Genomic DNA, 12,387 nt, shown 5'->3' with positions numbered 1-12,387 from the left:
CCCTTGGCACTACCCCACCTTGAAGCTGCCCTTCATCAGGGCGAAGTGGCCCGGGAAGGAGCAGAAGAAGGTGAGATCCTTGCCCGCCAGGCCGTCGGTCTTGAAGGTGACGCTGGTGCTCTCGCCGCCCCCCACCAGCTTGGTGTGGGCCAGGATCCTGGGGTCATCCTTGGGCAGGTAGTCGTGATCGACCCCGGCGCTCATGCCGGCGGTGGCGATGGCCTGATAGTCGGCGGTGTTGGCCAGCACCCAGTTGTGGCCCATGTTGGCCACCGGCAGCTTGCCCGTGTGATTGAGGGTCACCGTCACCTCCTTGCAGGTGGCCGGCACGCTCATCCCCGTCTGGTTGAACTGCATGGCGTCATTGCCTTCGATCACCAGTGCGCACTCGTCGGCCAGGACCGGGGTGGCGAGGGAGCCAAGAAGCAGCAGGGTTAACACCTTTTTCATCACGTTCTCCTTTGATTGACGAAGGATGACAGCACAGGCATCTCGCCCCCGTGGGCGCGACCCGCAAAGATGCTGTCAGGATCGATCTTCATTGTATTCAAATGTCACCGAAGGACGACCGCTTTTGGGCCAGCCTGCGAGCCCGGTCACTTCTTTTCTCCCGACCCCGGGCCCAAAGCGGGTTGATCAAATTCCCCTCCGGCTTAATTATTTGCGGCCTTCCCGCCCACGGCCACTCGCCAACACCACAGCCGTTGGCTAAGCTGCTCCCCCGTCGATGACTCCCGCGAGAATGAGAGATGAAGTTCCCCTTTGCGCCTGCGCTGGCGCGCACCCTGCTGCTCTCCCTGATCCTGCTGCTTGGCGCCTGCCAGCCGGCCCCGACCCAGACCCGCATCCAGGGAAACACCATGGGCACCTATTATGCGGTGACCCTGAGCGACCCCTTCCCCGGCGGACAGGAGGCACTGCAACAGGAGGTGGAGGCGCTGCTGGCACGCCTGAACAAGGAGATCTCCACCTATGATCCGGGCTCCCTCATCTCCCGCTTCAATCAGGGAACGGGGCTGCCCCCCCAGGTCATCCCGGCCACCATGGCGAAGATTGTGCAACAGGGCATTGACGCCGGGCACCTCACCCGGGGGGTTCTCGATGTCACCGTGGGCCCCCTGGTCAATCTGTGGGGATTCGGGCCGGACAAGCGCCCGGTCAGGCGGCCCGGCGCAGAGCAGATCGCCAAGGCGCGGGAGCGGGTCGGCATCGACAAGCTCACCCTGACCCCCGAGGGGGATCACTTCCTGCTCGGCAAGGCCATCCCAGATCTCTATCTGGATCTCTCCACCCTGGGCGAGGGGGCGGCCTCCGACGAGATAGCCGGGCTGCTGGAGCAAAAAGGGGTCCACAACTACCTCATCGAGGTGGCGGGGGCGGTGCGCAGCAAGGGGCACAACGACAAGGGCAATCCCTGGCGGGTGGCCATCGTCGAGCCCTCTGACAGACCGGGCGCCATCGAGGACGTGGTGACCCCGAGCGGCATGGCGGTGAGCACCGCTGGCAGCTATCGCAACTATTACGAGCTCGACGGCAAGCGCTACTCCCACATCATCGATCCCGCCACCGGCGAGCCCGTGACCCACAAGCTGGTCTCCGCCACCGTCATCACCCCCACGGCCCTGGAGGCCGATGCCCTCGACACCGCCCTCATGGTGATGGGCCCCGAGCGGGCGATGGCCTTTGCCAGGGAGCACAAGCTGGCGGTCTATCTCATCGAGAAGACCGCCACGGGCTTTGCCGCCAGCCACACCCCCGAGTTTGCCCCCTATCTGGTGCGCACACAGCCCTGAATGACGAGGCCCCGCAGTGCGGGGCCTCGTTCACTGACCGCCTATTCGATGGGGATGCGGTGGGGCACGGGGCTGGCCGCCTGCTTGGGCAGGCGCAGGGTGAGGATGCCGTTGTCAAAGCGGGCGCTCCCCTGCTCTGGCGACACCTCCACCGGCAGCTCGACGCTGCGCGACACGCTGCCATAGTAGCGCTCGCTGCGCAGGGCCCGTTCATCCTTGTTCTGGCTGTCAAACTGGCGGATCTCCGCCTTCAGGGTCACCAGCTTGCCGTGCACGTCCACGTGGATGTCCTCCTTCGCCACCCCGGGCAATTCCGCCTGCAGCAGGTAGTCATCCCCGCTCTCCCGCAGATCCAGCTTGATCTGGCCGGGCAACGGGTCCCCGTGCAGGGGGCGGATGTAGAAGCCGGAGGCCATGTCGTGGAACAGGTCATCAAACAGGCTGGTGCGACTTGGTAGCAAACTCATCTGATCCCTCCTTGTAAGCGGGCAAGGGAGCAGACGGGCACCCTGTCCCTGCCGCCTCCCGCATGCTGATGCTCTTCAAGTCTAAAAACCGGGACAGCGCCTGCCAGTGCCAACTCGCCTTCCCTTGACCGGGATCAAAGGCAAGACACCCTTTTTTTCACCCAAGGTCTGCGGGAAAAACCGGGGGGCCTCCCCATGTGCAATTGCCTGCCTGCGGACTTTGGTGGCACACTTCTCCCACCAGCCCGTAGCGCCTTGATGCCAGACAGATGCAGACACCGGACTCCGTACCCGAGAAGAAACCCCAGCCCAAGCCCAAGCGCATCCTGCTGGTCAACGAACAGCGTTCCTTCCAGATGATGATGAAGGCGATGCTGATCAACATCGGCATCAACCGCATCACCTACACCAACTCCGCCGACGAGGCCCGCCGCCGCTGCCAGAAAGAGAGCTTCGACATCTATCTGCTCGACTATGAGCTGGGGGCGGGCGAGAACGGCCGCCAGTTGCTGGAAAGCCTGCGGGATCAGCAACTCATTCCGCCCCAGAGCGTGGTGATCATGGTCAGCAGCGACGGCTCCCGCGCCATGGTGCTGAGCGCGCTGGAAGCCGAGCCCGACGAATACCTGATGAAGCCCTTCTCCCAGGAGCAGTTCTCGTTTCGCCTCAAACGCGCCCTCGCCCGTCGCCAGGCGCTGGAGAGCGTCTTCAGCGCCCTCACCCGGAACGATCTGCCCGCCCTGGTGGAGGCCTGTGCCAAACAGGCGGACGCGGTGCCCCGCTTTGCCAACTTCTGCCGCTGCCTGCAGGCCGACACCCAGCTCAAGCTGGGCCAGGCCAAGGAGGCTCGCAGCCTGATGCGCCAGCTGCTGGCGGGGCAGGAGAACAGCTGGGCTCGCCTCACTCTGGGCAAGGCGTGCCATACCCTGGGTCTGCACGAGGAGGCGGTGAGCCACCTGCAAGCCACCCTGAAACACACCCCCCTGATGGTGGAGGCCTACCTCTGGCTCGCGGAGTCCCTGCTGGCGCTGGGCAATGACGAGCAGGCCCAGCAGGAGCTGCGCCGGGCGGTGGACATCTCTCCCCAGTCGGTGCAGCTCTCCCGCCGTCTGGCGGAGGTGTGCCTGCAACGGCACGACTACGCCCAGGCCAAGGACGTGCTGCTCGCCCTCATCGACTTGTCGCGCAACTCGATCCACCGCACGCCCCATTATCTCGGGGCCTATATCCAGACCCTCACCTTGTACGCCCTCAACAGCAACGACGGCTACCACATCGCCAACCTGCAAAAGCAGGTGAACTCCGCCCTGTCGCGCATCCGCGACTCCTTGATGATGTCGGAGTTCAACTACCCGGTGTTCGAGCAGATCTGCCAGGCCCGGGTGCGCATCGCCCTGGGGGAGCTGCTAAAGGGCAAGAAGATGCTCTATCGCGCCAACCAGAACTGGCTGGACGAGCCCGCCACCATGCCTCCGGCCCTCCTTGGCGAGACCATACTCGCCCTCTATCAGCTCGGGGAGTTCGAGTACGCCGAGAGCCTGCAATCCCTGCTGGCGGAGGATGAGGATCGGCTGCTCACCACCTGCATCCAGGTGACCCGGGATGACAAGACGGTGCAGGAGCGGCGCCAGCGCTATCAGCAGCTCAACGATCTGGGCATCAAGGCCTATCAGGCCGGGGAGCTGGAGCAGGCCCTCGGCCACTTTCGCGAGGCCCTGCGCCGGGCGCCCGCCAATACCGGCGCCGCCCTCAACAAGATCCAGGTGCTGCTGCAACTCATGCAGAAGAACCGCAAGAGCCCGGAGTTTGGCGCCGAGTGCAAGGAGACCCTGGAGGTGCTGGAGGGCATCCCCCTTAACCCCGCCCAGCAGGAACGTTTTCGCAAGCTGCGTCAGGAATATCATCAGCACAGCTGATATCCCCCCTCCTCCCCTCACCTATGCTGATACTGACTCAGGGAAGGGAGGGGCAACACCATGGCAATGTGCCGATACCTGGTGGCCGATGGCCGCCACTGCACCGAAGAGGCAGGGGATCATGATCTCTGCCGCTGGCACGACCCCGCTGCGGCCCACAACACCCCTGATACCGCCGAGGCGCTGGAGCGCTATGTGCGCCAGGGAGGCCTGTGCCACGGCCTGCAACTGGCCCGCGCCGAGCTGGCGGATCTCAACCTGGTGAACAGGCAGGGTCCGGAGGGATTCTTGCTGGAGCAGTGCAACCTCTATCGCGCCAACCTGCGGGGGGCCCATCTCTACGGCATTCGCATCAAGGGCGGCAGCCTGATGAAGGCCGATCTGAGCGAAGCGAACCTCCACTGCGCTACCCTCGACGACGTCAACCTGCTCGGCATCCGCTGGAAGAACACCCGCCTCGACAACCTGGAGACGGGCAAGCGGCTGATGCAGGACAGAAAGGGGCGCCGCGAGCGGGACCCGGCGCAGGCCCGCGTCTGGTTCAAGGAGGCGGAGGAGACCTACCGGGATCTGCGCAAGGCCTCGGAGGCCCAGGGCATCTTCACCATGTCCGGTCGCTACATCCAGCAGGAGCTCACCATGCGCCGCCTGCAGATGCCGTTCTGGTCCTACCGCCGCTTCGCCTCCTGGATAGTGGATCTCTTCTGCGGCTACGGCGAGGCCCCCATGCGGGTGGTAATCTTCTCCCTGCTGCTCATTGTCATCTGCAGCATCTTTTACTTCTTCTGCGGCCTCAACTTCGCGGGCACCCACCTCATCTATCGCACGGACGCCCCCCTGGAGCAGAACGCCATCTTCCTGATGGAGTGCCTCTACTACAGCGTGGTGACCTTCACCACGCTGGGGTATGGGGACTTCACCCCGGTGGGGTTGTCGCGGATCTTTGCAGCCTTCGAAGCCTTTACCGGCAGCTTCACGCTGGCACTGTTCGTGGTGGTGTTTGTCAAGAAGATGACCCGCTAGAAACCTGTCCACGATCTTGCTGGGAGGCCACTTCCAAGGCTCATGTGCTGCTCGCTTATGTGTCGCCAGGCGCTCTCATGTATACATATGCACTCAGGCTTCTCTGCTGCGCGTCACCTTGCTGACAGACTCTCGCGACAGATCGTGAACAGATTCCCGAGCCGCTGCGCCAGTCACAGCCCCCGAACTTGCATCCATCGCGGATTCCTAGTCCAATAAGCGACGAACAAAAACGACATGAGCACCCCGAACATGAAGATCATCTCTTTCAATATCAATGGCCTGCGCGCCCGTCTTCATCAGTTGCAAGCCCTTATCGACAAGCACCAGCCGGACGTGATCGGCCTGCAGGAGATCAAGGTGCACGACGAAGCCTTCCCGGTCGCGGACGTGGAGGCCATGGGCTACCACGTGGTCTTCCACGGCCAGAAGGGGCACTACGGGGTCGCCATCATGAGCAAGCAGGCTCCCATCGAGGTGCAAAAGGGCTTCCCCACCGATCCGGAAGATGCCCAGCGCCGCATGATCATGGCCAGCTTCAAGCGAGAAGACGGCTCCGTCATCAAGGTGATGAACGGCTACTTCCCCCAGGGGGAGAGCCAGGATCATGAGACCAAGTTCCCGGCCAAGCAGAAGTTCTATGAGGACCTGCAGCACTACCTCGAGACCCACCACACCCCGGACGACCAGATAGCGCTGATCGGGGATATGAACATCTCCCCCACGGATCTCGACATCGGCATCGGCGAGGCGAACCGCAAGCGCTGGCTGCGGGATGGCAAGTGCTCCTTCCTGCCCATCGAGCGTGAATGGATGGAGCGGCTCAAGGGGTTCGGCCTCACCGACACCTTCCGCGCCGCCAACCCCACCGAGTGCGAGCGCTTCTCCTGGTTCGACTACCGCTCCAGGGGCTTTGACGAGAACCGGGGCCTGCGCATCGACCTCATCATGGCCTCCGACGCCCTCAAGGACAAAGTGACCGAGACCGGCATCGACTACGAGCTGCGCGGCATCGACAAGCCCTCCGATCACGCCCCCATCTGGACCTGCTTCGCCTGATCCCGGCCGTCGGGCTGCCCTGTCACTCCTGACCCTGAGCCCCCGCCACGCGGGGGCTTCTTCGTCTGCCAATCCGGCATTTCTTAATCCATATCAACTCTTTGGCAGATGGTACAGGGCGAACCTTGACCTTCTCCTATAGGTAAGGTTTACATTCATCCCATACGTCACAGGGAACCTGCACCATGTTGTCATCGAGATTGCCCACAGCGCTCATCGCCCAGCTATTGCTGGCGCTGGTGCTCGTCTGCAATCTCACCCTGTGCATCGGCTGGCATGGGGTGGCCACCGCCTTTCCGGGCGACGCATCCGGTCCCATCCTGACCCCGCCACAGCCCTCCCTGTCTCATGGGCTGCACCAGAGCGGGCCGGTACGGCACGCCGCCATGACCCCTGACCAGATCGACACCGCCTCCCTCTCCTGCCATTCGGGCACACTGAATGCGGGGACCCTGCCGGGGGATGAGTGTCAGATGCAGCCCGGCTTATCCGGCGCCGCCAGTGCGCCCCCCCTGCTCGGCATGCTGCTGTCACTGCTGTTGCTGCCCCTGCTGTTGCTCCCCTCTTCGTGGAGTATCGGCCCCCTGCTGGACAACTGGTTGCGGGATCCCTTCCTGCGCCTGCGTGGTACCCATCCCCCTTCCTGGCCCAGACGGCATCTGATGTTGTCCGTGCTGCGCCATTAGAAACCGCTTCTCCCGTTAGCCCGGGCGATGGTACCGCCATCGCCATGCCGTGCACCGGCCGCTTCGTCGGCGGTGCCCCGATTGTCGGCCAACCCCGTCCGCCGAGCGCCAGCACCGCATCCGCTCAAGGCCGGACGACGGCCCGATACGAGAGAAGAAGTACCATGTCATCATCCAAGACATTTGCGCCCCGTGGCGCCCTGCCCTCCCGCACGCGCTGTGTGCAGACTCGCGCCGGAGGCTTGTCATGAACAAGACGTTGTTGATGTCAGCCCTGCTGCTCGCCCTCGGGGCCGGTGGCGGCTACTGGGCCGCCAAACAGACCACAACTGGCACTGCAGCCAAGGAGAAGACGCCCCTCTACTGGGTCAACCCCATGGATCCGCGCGACAAGCGCGACGGCCCCGCCAAGGACAACATGGGGATGGACTTCATTCCCGTCTATGAGGAGCAGAAAAGCGGCTCGCCGGGCACCGTCACCATCAGCCCCGAGATCCAGCAGAACCTGGGGGTGCGGCTCGCGAAAGTCGAGCGACTGCCCATCCACCAGCAGGTCGAGACGGTGGGCTACGTCGGCTATGACGAGGACAGGCTGGAGGCGGTCAACGCCCGCATGGCGGGCTGGATCCGCACCCTCGCCATCAAGAGCGAGGGGCAGCAGGTGAGCAAGGGGAGCCTCATCTACGAGCTCTATGCCCCTGACTTAGTCAACGCCCAGCACGAGTACCTGCTCGCCCTCAACACCACCAACCCGCTGCTGCTGCGCGCCGCCGAGGGCAAGCTGAAATCCCTGCAGGTGCCGGCGGATCAGATAGCGGCCCTCAAGCGCACCCGTCAGGTGCAGGAGACGGTGCGCATCTATGCCCCGAGCAGCGGCTATGTCTCCGAGCTGAAGGTGCGCGAGGGCCAGTATGTGGAACCCGCCGCGGCGCTCTTTAACATCAGCACCCTCAAGCAGGTGTGGGTGAGTGCCGAGGTGTTCGAGCGTCAGGCCGCCCAGCTGAAGGTGGGCGATCCGGTCACCATGACCCTGGACTACGCCCCGGGCCGCCAGTGGCAGGGGCGGGTGGATTACCTCTACCCCACCCTGGATGCCGCTACCCGCACCCTCAAGGTACGGCTGCGCGTCGCCAACCCGGACGAGTTCCTCAAACCCAATATGTTCGCCAAGGTGACGATTCAGACAGGCAAGGGAGAGCCGCAACTGGTGGTGCCGAGCGAAGCAGTGATCCGCACCGGCAGCCAAGACAGGCTGGTGCTGGCGCTGGGGGATGGCAGCTTCAAGTCGGTGGCCGTCACCCTGGGCCCCCAGTTTGGCGACAAGGTGGCCATCAAGGCGGGGGTCGAAGCGGGGGACAGCATCGTCAGCTCGGCCCAGTTCCTGCTCGACTCGGAGTCGGCCATCGACTCGGACTTCCAGCGCATGACGGCGGTGCGCCCCGCCCAGATCTGGACCCAGGGGGAGGTGCAAGGCATCGATCTCGCCGGGCGTACCCTGATGGTCGCCCACCAGCCCATCCCCGAGTGGCAGTGGCCCGCCATGGAGATGGAGTTCACCGTGGCCGAGGGGGTCGACATGAGCAAGCTGACCGAGGGACAGACCCTGCACCTGCAGGTGATGCAGGAGGGGGATGAATATCGCATCACCACCATCCATCAGGAACAAGCGCCAGTAACCGGCGACGCCACCAAGCCAGCAACGGATGAGATGGAGCAAATGGAAGGCATGGACCATGGCCAGCATCAGATGGCGATGCCCGAGATGGAGAAGAAGTCATGATCCCTGCCATCATTCGCTGCCTGACAGGCAACCGCTCTCCGCTCTCTGCACCCAATGAGCAAGGAGCCCAACCATGATCCCCTCGATTATTCGCTGGTCCGTGGGCAACCGCTTCCTGGTGCTGCTATTGACCCTCATGCTCACCGCCTGGGGGCTCTGGTCGGTCAAACAGACCCCGGTGGACGCCCTGCCGGATCTCTCCGACGTCCAGGTGATCATCAAGACCTCCTACCCCGGCCAGGCGCCGCAGGTGGTGGAGGATCAGGTGACCTACCCGCTCACCACCGCCATGCTGGCGGTGCCGGGCGCCACCACGGTGCGCGGCTACTCCTTCTTCGGCGACTCCTTCGTCTATGTGCTGTTTGACGACGACACCGACCTCTACTGGGCCCGTGCCCGGGTGCTGGAGTACCTGAGCCAGGTGGCCCCCAACCTGCCCGCCTCCGCCCGCCCCCAGCTCGGCCCCGATGCCACCGGGGTGGGCTGGGTCTACCAGTACGCCCTGGTGGACAGGACCGGCAAGCATGACCTCAGCGAGCTCACCTCCCTGCAGAACTGGCTGCTCAAGTTCGAGCTGCAGACGGTGGACGGCGTCTCCGAGGTCGCCACCGTGGGCGGCATGGTGCGCCAGTATCAGGTGCGGGTCGACCCGGACAAGCTGCGCGCCTACGGCATCCCGCTCTCCCTCATCGAGACCGCCATCAAGCAGGGTAACCAGGAGACCGGCGCCTCCGTCATCGAGATGGCGGAAGCGGAGTACATGGTGCGCTCCAATGGCTATCTGAAAAGCGTGGAGGATCTGAAGCAGATCCCGCTCGGTACCAATGTGCGCGGCGCCCCCCTGCTGCTGGGGGATGTGGCGGATGTCGTCACCGGCCCCCAGAGCCGGCGCGGTCTGGCCGAGCTCAACGGTGAAGGGGAAGTGGTGGGCGGCATTATCGTCATGCGCTATGGCGAGAATGCCCAGCACACCATAGACGGGGTCAAGGCGCGGCTCGCCCAGCTGAAAAGCAGCCTGCCGGAGGGGGTGGAGGTGGTCACCGTCTACGACCGATCCGACCTTATCCAGCGCGCCATCGACAACCTCTCCGGCAAGCTGGTGGAAGAGTTCGCCGTGGTGGTGCTGGTCTGCCTCGCCTTCCTGTTCCACCTGCGCTCGTCGCTGGTGGTGGTCATCTCCCTCCCTATTGCGATTTTGACCGCCTTTATCGTCATGCACCTGCAGGGGATCAACGCCAACATCATGTCGCTGGGGGGCATCGCCATCGCCATCGGCGCCATGGTGGACGGTGCCATCGTGATGATCGAGAACGTCCACAAACACATGGAGCGGGAGGCGCTCACCGACAAGAACCGCTGGCGCATCATCACCGAGGCGAGCATAGAGGTCGGGCCCGCCATCTTCTTCTCCCTGCTCATCATCACCATCAGCTTCCTGCCGGTGTTCGCGCTGGAGGCGCAGGAGGGGCGGATGTTCCACCCCCTCGCCTACACCAAGACCTACGCCATGGCCGCCGCGGCCGGGCTCGCCATCACGCTGGTGCCGGTGATCATGGGCTACTTCATCCGTGGCAAGGTGCTGGCCGAGCAGGCCAACCCGCTGAACCGCTGGCTGAGCCAGGGCTATGTGCCACTGCTGAAAGCCGTACTGGCCCGTCCGAAAACCACCTTGGCCATCGCCGCCGTGGTCACGGTGGCGGGCTTCTGGCCACTCCAGCATCTGGGCTCCGAGTTCATACCGCCGCTCGACGAGGGGGACATCATGTACATGCCCACCACGGCGACAAACATCTCGGTGGGCAAGGCGCGGGAGATTTTGCAGCAGACCGACAAGCTCATTCGCACCGTGCCCGAGGTGCAGAACGTGTTCGGCAAGGCGGGGCGCGCCGACTCGGCCACCGACCCTGCGGATCTCGTGATGATGGAGACCAGCATCCAGCTCAAGCCCAAGGATCAGTGGCGCCCCGGCATGACCCCGGAGAAGCTCAAGGAGGAGCTCGACTCCCTCATCCGCTTCCCCGGTCTCACCAACGCCTGGGTCCCCCCCATCAAGACCCGCATCGACATGCTGGCCACCGGCATCAAGACCCCGGTCGGCATCAAGATAGCGGGGCCGGATCTCAAGGTGATCCAGCAGCTCGGCCAGCAGCTTGAGCAGATCGTCGGAAAGGTGGAGGGCGCCTCATCGGTCTACGCCGAGCGGGTGGCGGGTGGCCGCTATGTCAAGGTGGACATCGACCGGCTGAAGGCGGCCCGCTACGGCCTCAATATCGCCGACGTGCAGGCGGTGCTCGCCACCGCGGTGGGCGGCATGGAGGTGGGCCAGACCATAGAGGGGCGCGAACGTTACCCCATCAACCTGCGCTACCCCCAGAGCTACCGCGATTCGGTGGCCAGCCTCGAGCTGCTGCCCCTGGTGACCCCCAAGGGGGAACGCATCGCCCTGGCGGACGTGGCGCGGGTCTACATCAGCGACGAGGCGCCCATGCTGCGCAGTGAAAACGCGCGCCTCAACGGCTGGGTCTACGTGGACATTCGCGGCCGCGACATCGGCTCCTTTGTGGCAGAGGCCAAGTCCGAGGTGGGTAGGCAGCTGGTGCTGCCGGCGGGCTACGCCCTCACCTGGTCCGGTCAGTACGAATACATGGAGCGGGCCAAGGCACGCCTCGCCTACGTGGTGCCGCTCACCATCGCCATTATCGTGCTGCTGCTCTATCTGGCGTTTCGCCGCTTCCAGGAGGTGCTGCTCATTCTCACCACCTTGCCGCTGGCGGTGGTGGGCGGGATCTGGACCCTCTGGCTGCTGGACTTCAACCTGTCAGTCGCCGTAGGGGTAGGTTTTATCGCCCTGGCGGGGGTGGCGGTGGAGACCGGCGTCTTGATGCTGGTCTACCTCAACCACGCCTGGGATGACCTGGTGGCGAGCGGCAAGCCGGACAAGGCGGGCCTGCACCGGGCGGTGATCCACGGCGCCGCCCTGCGCCTGCGCCCCAAGATGATGACGGTGGTCACCATCATCGCCGGCCTGTTGCCCATCATGTGGAGCCACGGTACCGGCTCCGAGGTGATGCAGCGCATCGCCGCCCCCATGATCGGCGGCATGGTGAGCGCGCTGGTGCTGACCCTCTTGGTGCTGCCCGCCGCCTACTACCTGTGGCGCAGCCGGCACCTGGGCACGACCGAGCACCACCACGCCGGCTAACCCGGTGGCAGCGCCCTTTTTGAAAACCAAGAATCTGAATCAACGACGAGGAAACACCATGAACTACAAGACGCTGACCCTGACCCTGCTGCTTGGCCTTGCCACCCACACCGGCCTGCAGGCCGAGGAGATGATGAACCATGCCGGCCACGACATGGGCCAGATGAGCCAGATGGAAGGCATGAACGAGATGGGCGAGATGGCGATGACCCAGGGGGTCATCAGCCGCATCGACGCGGCCAACGGCAAGGTCGGCATCAAGCACGAGGCGATCGACAACCTCAAGATGCCCCCCATGACCATGGTCTTTCGGGTGGCTGATCCAGCCCTGCTCAAGGATCTGAAGGTGGGGGATGCGGTGCGCTTTCACGCCGAGAACCCGGCCGGCAAGCTCACCGTGACCGCTATCCAGAAACGGTAACCACTGCCTTGAGCCATAAAAACGGCGGGATTATCCCGCC

General features: G+C 64.2%; 10 protein-coding genes. 8 read left to right on the top strand and 2 right to left on the bottom strand.

Features of this window, described 5'->3' with window-relative positions; all coding sequences use genetic code 11:
- Positions 1 to 9: 9 nt before the first annotated feature.
- The gene (gene azu / locus I6L36_RS19835; protein ID WP_102948687.1) at positions 10 to 450 is read right to left on the bottom strand and encodes an azurin; all 441 of its coding nucleotides are present in this window, start codon (positions 448 to 450) and stop codon (positions 10 to 12) included.
- A gap of 299 nt (positions 451 to 749) precedes the next feature.
- Between azu and I6L36_RS19830 the strand changes: the two genes are divergently transcribed.
- Positions 750 to 1,793, top strand: coding sequence for an FAD:protein FMN transferase (locus tag I6L36_RS19830; RefSeq protein WP_180911108.1), 1,044 nt, complete (start codon positions 750 to 752; stop codon positions 1,791 to 1,793).
- A gap of 41 nt (positions 1,794 to 1,834) precedes the next feature.
- Here the strand turns inward: I6L36_RS19830 and I6L36_RS19825 are convergent, their stop codons facing one another.
- On the bottom strand, positions 1,835 to 2,260 hold the full coding sequence (locus I6L36_RS19825; RefSeq protein WP_216986830.1) for an Hsp20/alpha crystallin family protein: 426 nt from the start codon (positions 2,258 to 2,260) through the stop codon (positions 1,835 to 1,837).
- Positions 2,261 to 2,529: 269 nt separating this feature from the next.
- Here I6L36_RS19825 and I6L36_RS19820 point away from each other — a divergent pair, with 269 nt between their 5' ends.
- The 7 genes from I6L36_RS19820 to I6L36_RS19790 all read left to right on the top strand — a co-directional run bounded on the left by I6L36_RS19820 (position 2,530) and on the right by I6L36_RS19790 (position 12,347).
- Positions 2,530 to 4,176 carry a response regulator gene (locus I6L36_RS19820; RefSeq protein WP_216986829.1) on the top strand — a complete coding sequence of 549 codons (1,647 nt, stop codon included), beginning with the start codon at positions 2,530 to 2,532 and terminating at the stop codon, positions 4,174 to 4,176.
- Positions 4,177 to 4,236: 60 nt separating this feature from the next.
- The gene (locus tag I6L36_RS19815) at positions 4,237 to 5,199 is read left to right on the top strand and encodes an ion channel (protein WP_216986828.1); all 963 of its coding nucleotides are present in this window, start codon (positions 4,237 to 4,239) and stop codon (positions 5,197 to 5,199) included.
- A gap of 252 nt (positions 5,200 to 5,451) precedes the next feature.
- Entirely contained in the window at positions 5,452 to 6,258 is an 807-nt protein-coding gene (gene xthA, locus I6L36_RS19810) for an exodeoxyribonuclease III (RefSeq protein ID WP_010673667.1), read from the top strand.
- A 185-nt stretch (positions 6,259 to 6,443) separates the two neighbouring features.
- Complete coding sequence (locus I6L36_RS19805) at positions 6,444 to 6,944, top strand: hypothetical protein (RefSeq protein ID WP_216986827.1); 501 nt, start codon at positions 6,444 to 6,446, stop codon at positions 6,942 to 6,944.
- A gap of 247 nt (positions 6,945 to 7,191) precedes the next feature.
- Positions 7,192 to 8,724 (top strand): efflux RND transporter periplasmic adaptor subunit, encoded by a 1,533-nt coding sequence (locus tag I6L36_RS19800; RefSeq protein WP_216986826.1) that lies wholly within the window; start codon positions 7,192 to 7,194, stop codon positions 8,722 to 8,724.
- A 73-nt stretch (positions 8,725 to 8,797) separates the two neighbouring features.
- Positions 8,798 to 11,926 carry an efflux RND transporter permease subunit gene (locus I6L36_RS19795; protein WP_216986825.1) on the top strand — a complete coding sequence of 1,043 codons (3,129 nt, stop codon included), beginning with the start codon at positions 8,798 to 8,800 and terminating at the stop codon, positions 11,924 to 11,926.
- Between the two features lie 58 nt (positions 11,927 to 11,984).
- The gene (locus I6L36_RS19790) at positions 11,985 to 12,347 is read left to right on the top strand and encodes a copper-binding protein (RefSeq protein WP_216986824.1); all 363 of its coding nucleotides are present in this window, start codon (positions 11,985 to 11,987) and stop codon (positions 12,345 to 12,347) included.
- Positions 12,348 to 12,387 lie beyond the last annotated feature (40 nt).

It is taken from the genome of Aeromonas sp. FDAARGOS 1406, assembly GCF_019048565.1.
In the GTDB taxonomy this organism is placed as follows: domain Bacteria; phylum Pseudomonadota; class Gammaproteobacteria; order Enterobacterales; family Aeromonadaceae; genus Aeromonas; species Aeromonas caviae.
This window is presented reverse-complemented; position numbering and strand designations above follow the sequence as displayed.